The sequence below is a fragment of the Microtetraspora fusca genome (assembly GCF_001570365.1).
GTDB lineage: Bacteria > Actinomycetota > Actinomycetes > Streptosporangiales > Streptosporangiaceae > Microtetraspora > Microtetraspora fusca.
The window spans coordinates 44,208-59,711 of sequence record NZ_BBYK01000057.1 but is presented as its reverse complement, the minus strand read 5'-3'; the positions used below and the strand labels follow the sequence as shown (position 1 = coordinate 59,711).

17 protein-coding genes are annotated in these 15,504 nt (G+C 71.5%); 7 read left to right on the top strand and 10 right to left on the bottom strand.

The genetic code is table 11. The features are described from left to right. Positions 1–31: 31 nt before the first annotated feature. The 3 genes from AWQ68_RS25995 to AWQ68_RS25985 all read left to right on the top strand — a co-directional run bounded on the left by AWQ68_RS25995 (position 32) and on the right by AWQ68_RS25985 (position 1,966). Positions 32–229, top strand: a complete 198-nt coding sequence (locus AWQ68_RS25995; protein WP_084464408.1) for a transposase — start codon at positions 32–34, stop codon at positions 227–229. A 176-nt stretch (positions 230–405) separates the two neighbouring features. Further along, positions 406–813, top strand: coding sequence for a YciI family protein (locus tag AWQ68_RS25990; RefSeq protein WP_066944641.1), 408 nt, complete (start codon positions 406–408; stop codon positions 811–813). A 7-nt stretch (positions 814–820) separates the two neighbouring features. Continuing rightward, entirely contained in the window at positions 821–1,966 is a 1,146-nt protein-coding gene (locus tag AWQ68_RS25985) for an RNA polymerase sigma factor (RefSeq protein WP_066944639.1), read from the top strand. Positions 1,967–2,308: 342 nt separating this feature from the next. Here AWQ68_RS25985 and AWQ68_RS25980 read toward each other — a convergent pair whose 3' ends face one another. The 3 genes from AWQ68_RS25980 to AWQ68_RS25970 form a co-directional block, all read right to left on the bottom strand. Then, positions 2,309–3,823, bottom strand: coding sequence for an alpha/beta hydrolase (locus AWQ68_RS25980; RefSeq protein WP_066944637.1), 1,515 nt, complete (start codon positions 3,821–3,823; stop codon positions 2,309–2,311). A 296-nt stretch (positions 3,824–4,119) separates the two neighbouring features. Then, the gene (locus AWQ68_RS25975; RefSeq protein ID WP_066944636.1) at positions 4,120–4,770 is read right to left on the bottom strand and encodes a response regulator; all 651 of its coding nucleotides are present in this window, start codon (positions 4,768–4,770) and stop codon (positions 4,120–4,122) included. After that, complete coding sequence (locus AWQ68_RS25970) at positions 4,767–5,939, bottom strand: sensor histidine kinase (RefSeq protein WP_169808989.1); 1,173 nt, start codon at positions 5,937–5,939, stop codon at positions 4,767–4,769. The genes AWQ68_RS25975 and AWQ68_RS25970 overlap by 4 nt, the downstream gene beginning before the upstream one ends. Positions 5,940–6,212: 273 nt before the next feature. On the opposite strand from AWQ68_RS25970, the gene AWQ68_RS46230 reads away from it, so the two are divergent. Beyond that, positions 6,213–6,494, top strand: a complete 282-nt coding sequence (locus tag AWQ68_RS46230; RefSeq protein ID WP_218007041.1) for an FAD-dependent oxidoreductase — start codon at positions 6,213–6,215, stop codon at positions 6,492–6,494. Positions 6,495–6,522: 28 nt separating this feature from the next. On the opposite strand, the gene AWQ68_RS25965 is transcribed toward AWQ68_RS46230, so the two are convergent. Continuing rightward, positions 6,523–7,521, bottom strand: coding sequence for a pirin family protein (locus AWQ68_RS25965; protein WP_066944634.1), 999 nt, complete (start codon positions 7,519–7,521; stop codon positions 6,523–6,525). A 125-nt stretch (positions 7,522–7,646) separates the two neighbouring features. Here AWQ68_RS25965 and AWQ68_RS25960 point away from each other — a divergent pair, with 125 nt between their 5' ends. Next, on the top strand, positions 7,647–8,111 hold the full coding sequence (locus tag AWQ68_RS25960; protein ID WP_066944633.1) for a MarR family winged helix-turn-helix transcriptional regulator: 465 nt from the start codon (positions 7,647–7,649) through the stop codon (positions 8,109–8,111). A 94-nt stretch (positions 8,112–8,205) separates the two neighbouring features. Here AWQ68_RS25960 and AWQ68_RS25955 read toward each other — a convergent pair whose 3' ends face one another. The 4 genes from AWQ68_RS25955 to AWQ68_RS25940 all read right to left on the bottom strand — a co-directional run bounded on the left by AWQ68_RS25955 (position 8,206) and on the right by AWQ68_RS25940 (position 11,493). Next, complete coding sequence (locus tag AWQ68_RS25955; protein WP_157545721.1) at positions 8,206–8,586, bottom strand: LiaF domain-containing protein; 381 nt, start codon at positions 8,584–8,586, stop codon at positions 8,206–8,208. Between the two features lie 188 nt (positions 8,587–8,774). Continuing rightward, a complete protein-coding gene (locus AWQ68_RS25950) occupies positions 8,775–9,509 on the bottom strand; it encodes an FAD:protein FMN transferase (protein ID WP_218007032.1) in 735 nt (244 codons plus the stop codon). Further along, positions 9,509–10,042 carry an FMN-binding protein gene (locus AWQ68_RS25945; RefSeq protein ID WP_066944629.1) on the bottom strand — a complete coding sequence of 178 codons (534 nt, stop codon included), beginning with the start codon at positions 10,040–10,042 and terminating at the stop codon, positions 9,509–9,511. Before AWQ68_RS25945 ends, AWQ68_RS25950 begins: the two co-directional genes overlap by 1 nt. A 29-nt stretch (positions 10,043–10,071) precedes the next feature. Continuing rightward, a complete protein-coding gene (locus tag AWQ68_RS25940) occupies positions 10,072–11,493 on the bottom strand; it encodes a ferredoxin reductase family protein (protein WP_066944627.1) in 1,422 nt (473 codons plus the stop codon). Between the two features lie 149 nt (positions 11,494–11,642). On the opposite strand from AWQ68_RS25940, the gene AWQ68_RS25935 reads away from it, so the two are divergent. Together AWQ68_RS25935 and AWQ68_RS25930 are read left to right on the top strand one after the other, a co-directional pair. Next, the gene (locus AWQ68_RS25935) at positions 11,643–12,368 is read left to right on the top strand and encodes a response regulator transcription factor (RefSeq protein WP_066944774.1); all 726 of its coding nucleotides are present in this window, start codon (positions 11,643–11,645) and stop codon (positions 12,366–12,368) included. Next, the gene (locus AWQ68_RS25930; protein WP_218007031.1) at positions 12,365–13,819 is read left to right on the top strand and encodes a sensor histidine kinase; all 1,455 of its coding nucleotides are present in this window, start codon (positions 12,365–12,367) and stop codon (positions 13,817–13,819) included. The genes AWQ68_RS25935 and AWQ68_RS25930 overlap by 4 nt, the downstream gene beginning before the upstream one ends. A gap of 45 nt (positions 13,820–13,864) precedes the next feature. Here the strand turns inward: AWQ68_RS25930 and AWQ68_RS25925 are convergent, their stop codons facing one another. Together AWQ68_RS25925 and AWQ68_RS25920 are read right to left on the bottom strand one after the other, a co-directional pair. Continuing rightward, positions 13,865–14,848, bottom strand: a complete 984-nt coding sequence (locus tag AWQ68_RS25925; protein WP_066944625.1) for a GNAT family N-acetyltransferase — start codon at positions 14,846–14,848, stop codon at positions 13,865–13,867. Positions 14,849–14,934: 86 nt separating this feature from the next. After that, the gene (locus AWQ68_RS25920; RefSeq protein ID WP_066944623.1) at positions 14,935–15,306 is read right to left on the bottom strand and encodes a VOC family protein; all 372 of its coding nucleotides are present in this window, start codon (positions 15,304–15,306) and stop codon (positions 14,935–14,937) included. Positions 15,307–15,504: the final 198 nt, after the last annotated feature.

Below are 15,504 nucleotides of genomic sequence, written 5' to 3'. Positions count from 1 at the left end.
CCTCGGTCTCTGATGCTGATAGGCCATCGCCATGGCGCGTGGAGACCTCACCGATGAGGAACGGCCCTTGATCGAGCCTCACCTGCCCCTGGGTGAGCGAGGTCCGATCCCGAACCTGCGACAGCAGTTCAACGCCGTCATGTGGCGGTCCCGTACCGGCAGCCCGTGGCGGGATCTGCGTGCCGAGTACGGGCCATGGTCCACCGTCTACGACGGGTTCCGCTCCTGAGCGCCGCGTGGTCGCCCGCGTTGGGGTGGATCGCCCACGCCTCAACCCCACCGCGGTGTGCGGAGTCTTCGAAGTCCGCCAGGAAATGTCGCGGTGGGATGTCGAGAACCCGCGCGCGGCTGCGTCCCCGGAGTGAACGCGGCCACAATGGGCCGTACCGCACCAAGGAGAACATGATGGCCAAGTACCTGCTGCTCAAGCACTACCGGGGCGCGCCGGCATCGGTCAACGACGTGCCGATGGACCAGTGGACGCCGGAGGAGCTTTCGGCCCACGTGCAGTACATGCAGGACTTCGCCGATCGGCTCGAGGGCACCGGCGAGTTCGTCGACAGTCATGCGCTCTCCCCGGAGGGCACGTTCGTCCGCTACGACGGCGAGGGGCGGCCGCCGGTCACCGACGGCCCGTTCGCGGAGACCAAGGACCTGATCGCCGGCTGGATGGTGATCGACGTCGAGACCTACGAGCGGGCGCTCGAGCTGGCCGGCGAGTTGTCCGCGGCTCCGGGTGCGGGCGGGAAGCCGATCCACGAGTGGCTCGAAGTGCGCCCGTTCCTGGCCGCGCACCCGACCATCACGGAGTGACGCACCGGTGGACGAGGCCCTGCTGAGGACCCTCACCCCCGCTGTGATCGCCATCCTCGTCCGCCGCGGAGCCGACTTCGCGGCGGCCGAGGATGCCGTGCAGGATGCCCTGGTCCAGGCCGTGCGGGTGTGGCCGGACGACCCGCCGCGGGACCCCCAGGGCTGGCTGGTCACCGTGGCCTGGCGCAAGTTCCTCGACACCGCCCGCGCCGATGCCTCCCGACGGCACCGCGAGGAACGCGTCGAGGGCGAGCCCATGCCCGGCCCGGCCGAGGTGGTGGACGACACGCTCCAGCTGTACTTCCTGTGCGCGCACCCGTCCCTGACGCCGGCTTCGGCCGTCGCGCTCACGCTGCGCGCGGTCGGCGGCCTGACCACGCGTCAGATCGCGCAGGCCTACCTCGTTCCGGAGGCGACCATGGCCCAGCGGATCAGCAGGGCCAAGCGGACCGTCTCGGGCGTCCGGTTCAACGAGCCCGGCGACGTCGCCACGGTGCTGCGCGTGCTCTACCTGGTCTTCAACGAGGGCTACTCCGGCGACGTCGACCTCGCCGGAGAGGCGATCCGGCTCACTCGCCAGTTGGCGGCCAAGACCGACCACGAGGAGGTCGCGGGCCTGCTCGCGCTCATGCTGCTCCACCACGCCCGGCGCCCGGCACGGACCGGCCCCGGCGGCAGGCTCGTGCCTCTTGCCGAGCAGGACCGCAGCCTGTGGAACACCCGAATGATCGCCGAGGGCGTCGACGTGCTCCAGTCAGCCCTCGCCCGCGACCGCCTGGGCGAGTTCCAGGCCCAAGCCGCCATCGCCGCGCTCCACGCCGACGCCCGGACGGCCGAGGAGACCGACTGGGTGCAGATCGTCGAGTGGTACGACGAACTGGTGTGCCTCACCGACAGCCCGGTGGCCCGCCTCAACCGGGCCGTCGCGGTGGGCGAGGCCGACGGCCCGCGGGCCGGCCTGGCCGCTCTCGAGGAGCTCGACCCCGCCCTGCCCCGTTACGCCGCCGTCGCGGCGTACCTGCACGAGCGTGACGGGGACCCGGTGACCGCAGCACGGCTCTACGCCGAAGCGGCCCGAGCGGCGCCCAGCCTCCCCGAACGCGACCACCTCACGCGACAGGCCGCACGGCTCAACGCGCGGCTGCGCAGTTGAGCTGATCCACCCCCCCATGCGCCCCGGGCGATGATCGCGTTCAACGCCGGTGTCCGCCCGTGGTCGGGTGAGTGAAGTCCCAGGGGGCCGCTCGTACCAGGCTGTCCGGTAAGTGAGTCACCAGGACGCGCCTCGCCTGCCCAGGGGGTGGGCGAGGCTTCCTCGCCCCCTGCCGTGCTGTGGCGACGTGACACGGCAGGGGTGAACCAGTGTTGGCTCGACCAGCCCGGACCAGCGCCGATGGCGCGCATCTTATTCGCCTCGTCTCATCAGAGACAGAAAGCCCCGGCTCTCAGCCGGGGCTCTCTACTGGCGGACGCCGATAGAAGCAGTACAGGCCCGCTACGGAGCACGGGGTGTGTCGACAGGCGGGATGGCGGGGCAACGGGTGCCGTTGGCAGGAGGCCGGGCGTCGATGAGGTAGCGGTCGGTCAGGTCAGCGATGCAGCGGCTTCTGTTGTAGCTGCCGTGTCCCCAGCCGTTGTAGGTGAGAAGGACAGAGGCGGGGATCTGCCTGGCTACATTGGTGGCGAACGCGTAGGGAGTGTTGGGGTCGTGCAGGTTGTTGACGAGCAGGATCGGCGGCGCCCCCGATATGCGGAAACGGTGCGGAGGATTGGTGAGGGTCACCGGCTTGCCCTGGCAGGAGGTCATCACGCTCCAGGCGAGCGTTTGCCGGCGCATGTGCGGCGCGATCCGAGCCAGACGGCGCTCGGCCGCTGCCAGCGCTCCCGGCCCGTCGAGGGACAGCTGCCAGTCGGAGCAGAACACCTTCTGGTCATAACCGAGCCCCTGGCCGGCGTCCGGGGCGCTCTTGGGCGGTACGGGGCGTGACGGTTGCTGGCTCATGGCGGCGAGCATGGTGGCGAGCGAAGCCCAGTTGTCCGATCCCATCATGGCGAAATGGTGCTGGGTGTGATTGAGCAGGTACTGCGGGGTGATGCCGCTCGTCGGATCGTCGGGATCGGGCAGGGTGCCCGCCTCGGCTCGCGCATACAGCTGGTCGAAGACCGCCCCGACGTCCCTTCCATGCAGGGCGCATCCCGCGCTCGCGCTGCACCATGTGGCGAACTGGTTGAAGGAGTCCTCGCTTGCCGCTGCCGTGGTGTCGAGGTAGCCCCGTACCCCCTGGCTGTGGTCCAAGTTGCTGTCCAGGGCCAGCGTGCGGATCCGGCCGGGGAACAGTTCGGCGTATTGCTGTCCGATCACGGTTCCGTACGACACGCCCCAATAGGTGAGCTTTCGGTCGCCGAGGGCCGCCCGGAGCGCGTCGACGTCCCGGGCGGCGTTACGGGAATCGACGTGGTCGTAGATCGCGCCGGTGTGGCTGCGGCAGTTCTCGGCCATACGCCGGTTGTAGCCGACCAGATCGGCGTACCCTCTCTGGGTGGCCGGATCGGTGGTCGGCTGCGGGCCGACCACCGCCATGTCGCAGGTGACAGGGCTGCTGCGGCCGACACCGCGGGGGTCGAAGGAGACAAGGTCGAAGCGGGCCCTGACAGCCGGTGAGAACACGTCCTTGTACGGGCCCACCACCGCATCCACACCGGAGGTGCCCGGGCCGCCCCAGTTCGTCACCAGTGAGCCGATGCGTGCCGCCGGATCGGTGGCCTTGCGTCGCGCGACGGCCAGTCCGAAAGTGGCCCCGTGCGGGCGTGCCCAGTCGATGGGCAGTACGAGCGTCCCGCAATCGGCACTCGCGTCCTGAGAACACGGACGCCAGTCGATGTGCCTGCCCGATGTGGCGGCGGCAGGGGAAGCCGGCACGGTGACCGCGGCAGCGGCGAGACTCACTACCGCCGCGGCGCCTGCGAGGGGACGTCTCCAGAAAGGGGAAAGGCGGGGGACAAGCGACATCGGCGGGCTCCTTGACCAGGGTGATTGGGTACACCTCCACCCTGCGGCCTGACATCCCGCCCCCGGAATCGGCATTCGTCGACGACCCGATCAACCAAAGTCGACGAACCCAACGCCTTGATGTCCGCCCTTGAGCATGCCGCCTCATGAGATGACAGTGGCCGGCCTGGACTGCTGGGTTCGATCCGGCAGGCAGGGACTCCGACCCGCTGACGCAGTGCGCCGGGCCAGAGGAGAAGGGAGCCTGGGGATCGCGGCGGCCTCGTGCTCCGTGTCGCGCTGCGGTCAACCAGGGGTCAGTTCAGGTCGAGGCCGGCGTGGAAGGCGAGTCTGGCTGCTTGGGTGCGGTTGGCGCAGTCGAGTTTGGTCAGCATCCGGGAGACGTAGGTCTTGATGGTGGCTTCGCTGAAGTGCACTCGTTCGGCGATCTGGGCGTTGGACAGACCTGCTCCGATGCACGTCAGGATCTGCAGTTCCCGCTCAGTGAGTTCGGCGATCTTCGCCTGGGCATGGCGGCGGGTCGCCTGGTGTTGGGCGGAGGCGGCGGCCAGCCGCTTGGTGGGGCCCGGTGACAGTACGGTGTGGCCACGGGCGGCGACTCGGATGAGGGCGATGAGGTCTTCGGGAGGGGTGTCCTTGAGCAGGAAGCCGGCCGCGTCGGCGTCGATCAACTGGACCACGTACTGGTCGAGGTCGAAGGTGGTCAGGGCGATGACTCTGGGCGGATCGGGCAGACGTGCGATGCGCTCGGTGGCGGTCAGCCCGTCCACACCCGGCATGTGCAGGTCCATCAGCACCACGTCCGGGGCCAGCCGTACGACCGACTCCACCGCCTCGGCCCCGTCGTGCGCCACGCCCACCACCGTCAGGTCCCGCGCGTCCTGCAGGATGATTTGCAGGTGCGCGCAGACCAGCCGGTCGTCGTCGACGATCAGCACCTTGGTCATGATCGTCCGTCTGCGGGCAGCGCCGCCGCCAGCTCGAATCCGCCATCAGGCTGCGGGGCGGCGTGCAGGCGGCCGCCGACCAGGTCGATGCGCTGACGCAGCCCCTCCAGCCCGGTGCCGCCCGTGCCCAGCTCGACATCGGGCCTGCGGGTGGAGGAGGTGTTGTGCACCGTGATGTAGATCCACTTGGCGTCATAGCGCACCCGAATGCGGACACTGGCTCCCGGAGCGTGCTTGTGCACGTTGGTGAGAGCTTCCTGCACGATCCGGTAGGCGGTGCGCCGTACGGCGGACTCCACAGGGGACGGCTCCCCGTCGGTGACCAGCTCGACGCCGATCCCGGCGGATCGGGAGTCGGCGACCAGTGCCGACACGTCCAGCACGTCGGCCTCGTCGTTGAGCGCGGTCCCCACCTGGTCCTGCGAGCGGAGCACCCCGACGAGTTCTCGCAGCTCCTTCATCGCCTGCCTGCCGATCACTCGTATCTCCTCGGCCGCAGCCAGCACCTCCTTGTTGGGGGCGCGGGTGCGCAGCGACGCCGCCTGCAGCACCATCAGGCTCACCCGGTGGGTGACCACGTCATGCATCTCCCCCGCCAGCCGGGCTCGTTCCTCCAGGCGGGCCTGATCGGCCCGGATCTCCTGCTCGGTCTCGGCCCGCTCGGCCCGCTCGGCCAGCGCCTGGATCAGCCGCCGCCGCGACTTCTGGTAGAGGCCGAGCAGCACGGGGACCACCACGATCACCCCAACGCTCGCAATCGCGACGCCCACCATCTCGGCCCAGGTGGGGGCCCTCCCCCACACGGCCTGCGCGTAGTACAGGTGGACGCCCACGGCGACCAGCAATACGGCTCCGACGGCGGCCCATCCCGGCAGGGTGTGACGCCGACCGTAAACGGCCAGGGCGTACAGGCTGAAGGGAAGCGCGAGCGGGGAGACGAACACTGCGGCCACCGAGCACACCAGGGCCACCGAGAAAGGGAGGCGGCGCCGGAAGGCCAGCGACAGGCCGGCGATGCCCGCGACGACAATGGCGGGCGCGTGCGCGCCCCGGCCGGGAGACAACGGAGTGGGTCCCAGCCCGAGCCCACTACCGACGATCGTGACCGCGGCCGCGAACCCGGTGTCGAACAAGGGGAAGCGAATCCGCGGCGTCCAGGACCACGTCACCATGTACACGTTACCCGTTTCACTCGTGTGTGATCGCTGCCAGATCGTCCATCCGGCCCGCCGGGCCGGATCGGCCACGCGCAGCTCGCCGCGCTGACCGCGGCCATTGGAGCGTGGAGATCGTGCATCACATCCGAGATGTGACCTACCGCGAGGACGCCTGCAAGGTGAGGACCGACGCCACTCCCGAATCCTGGCGAGCCTGCGCAACCTGGCCATCGGCCTGGACCACTTCGGCCGCGAGCACGCGTTCCCGCGCTCTACGACGCCACGATTGACTACGGCACGCTGCTCGGCGAGGGCATCCAGCTGGCCGTCGACAGCGCCACGCGCATCGACACCGCCGCCCGCACCGTGCGGCTGGCGTCGGGCCGTACGCGGGACTACGACTACGTCATCTACGCGGTCGGCAGCACGGCAGCGACACCGTCATCGGTGCCTGGCGCGGCCGAATTCGCGTTCGACATCGCTGAATTCGAGTCCGCGCAGCGGCGCGCACCAGGCTGGAGGAGTTGCCCCTCGATGCTCCGGTCACCGTGGTCGGCGGCGGATTGACCGGCGTCGAGACGGCCGCCGAACTAGACTAGGCGTCGCTGCCCGTGGACGGCGTGGCCCCCCGGACGTCGGCGTGGGCGGCCGGAATGCTGCCCAGACGCCCGGCCTGGTAGTCCTCCATGGCCGTCATGATCTCCGCCTTGGTGTTCATGACGAAGGGGCCGTACGCGACGACCGGCTCCCGGATCGGCTGCCCGCCGAGGATGAACACCTCCATCCCGCCGGTACGCGAGTCCTGGCGGGCGTCCGCGGCGACGGTGATGGTGTCGCCCTGGCCGTAGACGGCGAGCTGCCCGGCCTCGATCGGCCGCCGCTCGGCGCCGGCGGTCCCGCTGCCCGCGAGGACGTAGACCAGCGCGTTGAAGTCCGGACGCCAGGGCAGCGTCAGCGACGCGCCCGGCGAGACGGTGGCGTGGACGAGCGTGATCGGCGTGTACGTCGACCCCGGACCGGCGTGCCCGCCCACCTCGCCGGCGATGACGCGGACGAGCGCGCCGCCGTCGGCCGAGCTGAGCAGGGCGACCTTGCCGGCGGTGATGTCCTGGTAGCGGGGCGCGGCGAACTTCTGGGCGCGCGGCAGGTTCACCCAGAGCTGGAGGCCGTGGAACAGCCCGCCGCTGGCGACGAGGTACTCCGGCGGGGTCTCGATGTGCAGGATCCCGGAGCCGGCGGTCATCCACTGGGTGTCGCCGCCTCCGATGAGGCCGCCTCCGCCGTGGGAGTCGGAGTGCGCCATCTCCCCGTCGATCATGTACGTGACGGTCTCGAAGCCCCGGTGCGGGTGCCAGGGCGTGCCCTTGGGCTCTCCGGCGCCGTAGTCGACCTCGCCCATCTGGTCCATGTGGATGAACGGGTCCAGCGCGCGCAGGTCCACGCCGGCGAAGGCGCGCCGCACGGGAAAGCCCTCGCCTTCGAAGGCGCGGGGCGCGGTGGTGACGGACACGACCGGTCGGTCGGTGTCGGTGAGCGGGTTGGGGCTGGGGACGCGGGGCAGCGCGAGCGGGTTCTCCACGGTGACGGCGGGCATGGGGCCTTCCTTCCGGTCTCGCTGGGATCGTGGGCGGCGTACGGCACGAGATCGTTGCGCCGTCAACGACATTCACTCTACCCAATGTCGTTGCGGCGTCAACTATTCCCGCTAGGCTGGGCCGCATGAACGAGGTGCGGTGGCTCGGCAAGGAGGAGCAGCAGGCGTGGCGCGCCTACCTGGACGGCACGCGGCTGCTGATCCAGGCCCTCGATCGCCAGCTCGAAGCGGACGCGGGCGTCTCGATGCTCGACTACGAGGTGCTGGTCGTGCTGTCGGAGGCGCCCGAGCGGCGGATGCGGATGCGCGACATCGCCGACGCCGTGCTGTCCACCCGCAGCGGCGCGACCCGGGCGGTGACCCGGCTGGAACGGCTCGGCTGGGTCCGCCGCACCGAGTGCGCGGACGACCGGCGCGGTACCGAGGCCGAGCTCACCGAGGCGGGCGCCGCCAAGCTGGCGGCCACCGCGCCGGGCCACGTCGCCGCCGTCCGCACCCACATGTTCGACCTGCTCACCCCCGCCGACGTGACCCATCTGCGCTCCATCGGCGCCAAGGTCCGCGATCACCTGCAGCGCCCGGCGTCCTGAACGCCGCACCGCGCCCGCAAGAAGGCCGTCTAAAGCGCGGTCGTACTCGGTGGTCATCCCCGGCCCTGCGGTGGGTCCGCCCGCGGAGCAGGTCTCAGCCCTTGAGCAGACGGGCGATCTGCTGGGTCCTGGTCACGACAGCACCGAACATGGCGAACCCCTTGATCACGACGCGCGGAGTTCCGGCCTTGCCGATCCTCCGGGCGGCGCGCTTGTCGACGACGCCGAACAGTCCGAATCCCTTGACCTCGACCTCGATGTCGTCCGGGACCACGACCCTGGTGCCGCCCCACAGGGAGACCGCTCGGATCTCGGTTTCCTGGCTGCTGAAGCGCGCCTCGGTCAGGTCCAGCCGGCCACCGCCCCACATCGACCAGAGGGTCATCCTCGACGGCACGACCCACTCGCCCCTGCGCTCGAACCCACCGAAGATCCCCGGCACGAAGCGGCGCGAGGTCGGCGGGCGATCCACCACGAGCCTGTCCCTGGGGCCGGGCACGGGAAGGCCGCGGCACGCGACCTCCAGATCAGCTCGGGTGCACGCCTCGTACACCTCATCGAGTCGAGGCCCCAGCTGCTCCAGGGCAGCCGCCCGGTCTCCACGGCCGCCCGCACCTTGCCAACAAGGCGGGCGTCAGCGACCCTCCCGCACAAACCGGGCCGTCACCGGCAGAGAGGGAAGCCGGGCGTGCGCCAGGTGCGCCCGTCGGCGGTGACCGCGAACGCCTCCACTCCGTCGAGCCGCGCCACCCACTCCCTGGCCGCGTCGCCCATGGCGAAGGCCGCCGTCGCGTACGCGTCGACCATGGTGAGGCTCACCCCGACGAGGGTGACGGAGGCCAGCGCGGTCGCCGGGCGGCCGGTGTGCGGGTCGAGGATGTGCGGCCCGCGCTCGGCGGTGCCGGAGGTGGCCACGGCGAGGTCGGTCCCGGCCACCACGGCGGCCAACTCCCCCGGCCGCAGCGGATCGGCGACGCCCACCCGCCACGGGCGGCCGGGGGCGGCGGCCCCGGAGAGCCGCATGTCGCCGCCGCCGTTGACGCAGTGGTTCGGCGCGCCCGCCCGGATGAGGATGCGCGACGCCCGCTCGACCGCCCAGCCCTTCACGATCGCGGACGGGTCGAGACTGCCTCCGGGACGCGCCGTGAAGTAGCCCCCCGAGGTACGGGCCACCGCCTCGCACAGGCCGAGGACCTCCGCCACCTCCTCCGGGCAGTCGGCCAGGCCGATCTCGCCCCTGCCGAGCCGGCTGACCGGGCTGTCCGGCCGGTACGTGGAGAAGGTCGCGTCGACCCGGTGCAGCCAGGCCACCGCCTCCGCCACGCCCTCGCGCGCGTCCACGGGGTCCCGTACGTCGAAGGAGAACACCGTCCCCATGACGTGCTCGACATGGCGCATCAGAGCCCGGCCTTGTCGAGGGCGCTCTGCAGCGAGGAGATGTAGCCCTCGCTGGTGTAGGTCGCGCCGGAGACCGCGTCGATCTTGGCCGACTGCGCCGACAGCGCCGCCTCGTTCAGGACCGGGAGCGCGCGGTCGTTGATCGCGATGTCCCTGCGGTTGCCGTCCGGCGCCTGGAGCACCTTGACGCCGGTCACCTTGCCTCCGGAGACGACGAGCTGGACCTGCACGGGCCCCCAGCGGGTGTCGGCCACGTCGCCGGTGACGGTCCGGTCGCCGCTCGTCGCGCCGGCGCTCGCCCCTTCGCCCGTCCAGGTGCCGGTGGAGGCCGCGTCTCCGTCGTGCTCTCCCGGGCGTCCGAACCCCTCGTCCCCGTCCCCTCCCCCGAAGCCCTGGTCGTGGACGGACGGCGCCTCCGCCCGTGCCGCGGCGGACGGCCGGCTCGCGGAGGCCGTGATCTCGTGCGGCTTGAAGGAGAGCAGCAGCACCAGGCCGACCGCGGTGACGAGCACGGCCGCTATCGCTCTACGCATGAACGTTCTTCGCCTTCCTCAGAACTTCGTCAGAACTCGAACGACTCGTGGTGGATGCGCTTCTTCGGCACCCCGGCGGCGCGCAGCGCGGACACGACCTGGGCGGTCATGCTCGCCGGCCCGCAGACGTAGACCACGTGGTCGCGCAGCCCGGGGACCCGGTGGGCGAGGATCTCCGGCGTGAACGGGTCGCCGATCTCGCTCCTCGGCCCGAGGCAGTAGTGCAGCGCCGCTCCGCGCGCGGCGGCGATCGCCTCCAGCTCGGCGCGGAAGACGAGATCGTCGTGCGACCTGGCCCGGTAGAGGAGGGTGAGATCGCCGGGCGCGGCCGGGACCGACTCGAACAGGGCGCGCACGGGCGTGACGCCCACCCCTCCGGCGACGAGCAGCACCTTCCGCCCGGGGCGCGTCCGCCTGCCGCCCCCTCGGCGCCTCTCGAGCCGGGCCGCGGTGAAGGAGCCGTACGGCCCCTCGGCGACGACTCGGGTGCCGGGGCGCAGGCGGGCGAGCGCCCGGCTCTGGTCGCCCAGGTCCTTCACGGTGACCCGCAGCTCGCCCGATCGCGGCGCCGCCGACAGCGAGTACGGGTTCGGGGACCACCACAGGTCCCGGGTGAGGAACCGCCAGCGGAAGAACTGACCGGGCTCGGCCCGCAGCCGGTCCAGACGGCGGCCGGAGACGTACACCGACACGACGCCGGGGGCCTCCGGCACGACCGCGGCGACCCTGAGCCGGTGCCGGAACGCCTGCCGCACAGGCGTGAGGAACCGATACCAGACGATCAGCGCCGCCACCGCGACGTAGAGGACGGTCCAGGCGGTCCCGGCGGCGGGGAACGTCAGGAACTCGGCGCCGTTCGCGAGCTGGTGCCCGAACGCCAGCCAGGCCACGAGATACGTGTAGAAGTGCAGGTGGAACCAGGTCTCGTACCGCAACCGGGGACGTACGGCCCGAGCCGAGACGATCCCCACCCCCACCAGGAGCAGCAGCGCCACCGTGGCCTTGAGCACGTCCGGATAGGACAGGTTGAGCGTCACGGTCTCGCTCACCACGTCGGTCCCGTCGGTGACGGCGTATCCCCACATGATCAGCAGGGCGTGCGCGACGGAGAGCCCGACCACGTACCGGCCGCCCATGGAGTGCCAGCGGGCGAGCGTGTCGGAGCCGACGCCGCGCTCAAGCGCGGGGACCCGTGCCATCAGCGCGAGCAGAACCGCGAAGCCGTATCCGGCGAGCAGGCCGGTGATCCGGCCGGCGCCGGTGAGCCAGCCGTCCAGCCCGGAGACGCTCGGCGTGCCCGCCCACCACAGGCCCAGTACGGCGAGCGCGCCGGCCGCGACGACCGTCAGGACGGCCGCGGGCCGGGCGCGGACGCCGCCGGAGGACGCACCGCGGTGTGCCCCGGTGACGCCTCCCCCCTGCCGGGCCGGCGACGCGAATGCGGTGCTCACGCGGATCTCCTCTCCTAGGTCCATGGAGCACCGTGCCAGCCGAACTTCTCAGTTACCTATGAGACGGGACATACCGGAAGCATTCATAGGATTCTCAGAGGTCGCTCAGAGGTTTTCGCCGCGTGTACGGGAGGACGGTGGTCATCACCATGCGTACGACCCCTGACACGCCCGAACTGGTCCGCCCCGACGGGACCCCCGTCCGCGTACTCGTCGTCGACGACGAGCCCGACCTCGTCGAGGTGCTCGGCGCGGTGCTGCGCTACGAGGGATGGGAGGTGCGCTCCGCCGCGGACGGCACGGCCGCGGTGAGCACGGCCCGGGAGTTCCATCCCGACGCGGTGCTCCTCGACGTCATGCTTCCCGACATCGACGGCCTGGAGGTGCTGCGCCGCCTGCGCGCGGAGTCGCCGCACGTGTGCGTGCTCTTCCTCACCGCCAGGGACGCCGTCGAGGACCGGATCGCCGGCATCACCGCGGGCGGCGACGACTACGTGACCAAGCCGTTCAGCCTGGAAGAGGTCCTCGCCCGGCTGCGCGGCCTGCTGCGCCGTGCCGGGATGGCGCGGACCTCGCACGGATCCCGCCTGGTCGTGGGCGACCTGACGATGGACGAGGACGCGCGCGAGGTCACCAGGGGCGGCGAGCTGGTGGAGCTGACCCCGACCGAGTTCGAGCTGCTGCGCTTCCTCATGCGCAACCCGCGCAGGGTGCTCAGCAAGGCGCAGATCCTCGACCGGGTCTGGTCCTACGACTTCGGCGGCCAGGCCCACGTGGTCGAGCTGTACATCAGCTACCTGCGCAAGAAGATCGACACGGAGCGGCCGCCGCTGATCCACACCGTGCGCGGCGTGGGATACGTGCTCCGGCCGTGAGACCCCGCACGCTCCGCGCCCGGCTGGTGGTCGGTGTGCTCGTCCTCCTCGCGCTGGCCTGCGCCGCCGTCGGCGCGGCCGGCTCGCTCTCCCTTGACCGGTTCATGGTGGACCAGCTCGACCGTCAGCTCTCCATGACCGCCGGGAGGTTCGCGGCGAGCCTGGAGCACGAGGGCGGCCTCGGCGGGCACGGCGACAGCCGCGGGCAGAGCCCCGGCACCCTGGGCGTCCGCCTGGTGGACGGCCGGGTCACCCATGCCGCCGTGGTGACCGCGAAGGAATCGGACATCCGTCTCACCTCCGCGGACGCCGCCGTCCTGGCCGCCGTGCCCGTGGACCGGCGCGGGCACTCCGTGGAGCTGTCGGAGCTGGACGACTACCGGGTCATGGCCGTGCCCGGCGCCGACGGCGACGTCCTCGTCAACGGGCTCCCCCTGGAGGGCGTGAACGCCACGGTGCACCGCCTCCAGATCACCGAGAGCGTGGTCTTCGCCGTCGTGATGATCCTCACCGGGGTGGCCGGCACGACCTGGGTGCGGCTGTCCCTCCGCCCCCTGGACCGGGTGACCGCCACGGCGCGCCGGGTGAGCACCCTGCCGCTGGCCAGCGGCGCCGTCGCGCTGCCGGACCGCGTCCCCGACGAGGATCCGCGGACCGAGGTCGGCCAGCTCGGGGCCGCGTTCAACCGGATGCTCGGCCACATCGGGGAGGCGCTCGCCCGGCGGCACGCCAGCGAGCAGCGCATGCGCACCTTCGCCGCCGACGCGGGCCATGAGTTGCGCACGCCCCTCGCGACCGTACGGGCCCACGCCGAGCTGGCCCGCCGCCACCCCGGCGACGTCCCCGGCGAGGTACGGCACGCGCTGGAGCGGATCGACGCGGAATCGGGCCGGATGGGCACGCTCGTGGACGACCTGCTGCTCCTCGCCCGCCTGGACGCCGGGAGGCCACTCGCCCGCGACCCCGTCGACCTGACCCGCGTGGTGATCGACGCCGCGGGCGACGCACGGGTCTCCGCCCCGGGCCACCACTGGCGGCTGCGCCTCCCGGAGGAGCCGGTCACGATCACCGGCGACGCGGGACGCATCCACCAGGTCGTCGCCAACCTGCTGGCCAACGCGCACACCCACACCCCGCCGGGGACCACGGTCACCGTGTCCGTACGCGCCCCGGCCCCGGGGGCGGCCGAGCTGACCGTCCACGACGACGGGCCGGGCATCCCCGAGGACCTGCGCGCGGAGATCTTCGAGCGGTTCGTCCGCGCCGACAAGGCGCGGTCGCGCGCGTCGGGCGGCAGTGGCCTCGGCCTGAGCATCGTCAAGGCCGTGGTGGCCTCGCACGGCGGCGACGTCTCGGTGGAGAGCCGCCCGGGCGACACCCTGTTCCGGGTGCTCCTCCCCGTCGGTGTCCGGGAAGTGCCGTGGACGCGGGGAGGCACCCACCGGCCGTAACGCCGCCTCCGATGAGCGGTCCAGGCATGGCCTTCTGCCCGGGCGTTATGCGAGGGACTCCGAGATCTCCCCGGCCGTCTCGGACCCGGCCGGGCCGGTCGGGAGGTCCGCCCGCCAGGCGTCGATCGCGAGCACCTGGCGCATCCCGACCGAGAGGTAGAGGTCGAGCGCGGGCGTGACGTTGTTGGAATCCACGTGCAGGATCGTCCCGGCGCGGCCGCGCCGCGCGTCCGCCGCGAACGCCGTACGCAGAAGGAGCCTGCCCAGCCCCTGACCGCGGAAGGCGGGCCGCACGGCCAGGGTCCGAACGTAGCCGCAGTTCTCGTCGGCCAGGAAGTGGTCGGTGCCCAGCAGCATCGCGGCGGGCTCGCCGTCCACGCGGGCGACCAGGAGCTGGCTCCAGTCGTTCGCGGGCGACGCCTCCATCGCGGAGACCCACGCCTCGAACGTCCTGGACACGAACCCGAAGTGCCGGGCGAAGCCCTCCTCCAGGATCTGGTGGGCGGTACGGAGCCGCTCCTCGCCGGGTTCGCCGCTCTCCACCGTGACGCCCGCGGCGATCTCGGGGGCGGCGGCGGACGTGCCGCCCGCGTGGTCGATCCGCATGCGGTGGAAGCTGGTCGCGGGGGCGAGCCCGCGTGCCTTGGCCGCCGCCTGCAGCTCGGCGTCCTCACGGTAGATGCCGATGTCCACCCGGGCCCGGCCGTGTCCGAGGCCGCGGGCGATCTCCACGGCCCGGTCGAGGACGCGGTCCCAAAGCCGGTCCGCCACCTCGGGAGCCAGGGCCCGTACGTCGATGTCCACGTTGTCGCTGGTCCCCTTGGGGCAGGCCCAGCCCCAGCCCACGAGCCGGCCGCCCTCGTACACCAGCCAGCCGTCGGCGGCGAGGTCCAGCTCGCCGAGCACCTCGGCGACGTCGTCCAGCGTGGCGTCGGGCCGGCCGATGACCCTGGTGTCGATCTCGGCGACCAGCTCGTGGATCACCCGCGCGTCCGCCTCGGAGGGCCGTCTGATCTCGTATCCGTTCACACCGCTTTTGTACCGGCGGCGACTTGGCGACGACTTGCTCGCCGATTGGCACTACCGCGTCCAGGGTCGTCGGCGGCCTTCCGGGATCAGGCGTACGGCTGGGTGATGACCTCCATGTTGTGGCCGTTGGGGTCGTTGAAGTAGACCCCGCGTCCGCCGTAGAGGTGGTTGATCTCCCCGGGCTTCTCGTGGTGCGGGTCGGCCCAGTAGTCGAGCCCGCGCTCCCGGATCCGCTCGAAGATCACATCGAACTCGGACTCACTGACGATGAAGCAGTAGTGGTTCCCCCGGACCTCGTCGGCGTCCATGTAGTCGAGCGTGACGCCGTTGGCCGTCTGGACCGGCACGAACGGCCCCCATTGCGGGGCCGCGGTGAGTCCGAGGATGTCGGCCAGGAATTCGGCCGACGCGCGCTTGTCCCTGCTCGGCACGATGGTGTGGTTGAGTGCGACGGACATCGAAGCCACCCTCCTGCCCCGTCTTCGGGGAGCTGCGTTCCGGAAAGCACCGGCGTTCTCTCAGGGAAGCGCTCCCTGACGAGAGCGGCATTCCCTTGGAGTTTCCCTAGGGAGACCGGCGCTCCCTCACCCTTGGAAGACTTCCCCGGTTCGCCCTCGATCTGACGGCATTCCCCCTAATTGCGGGCATATTTCACG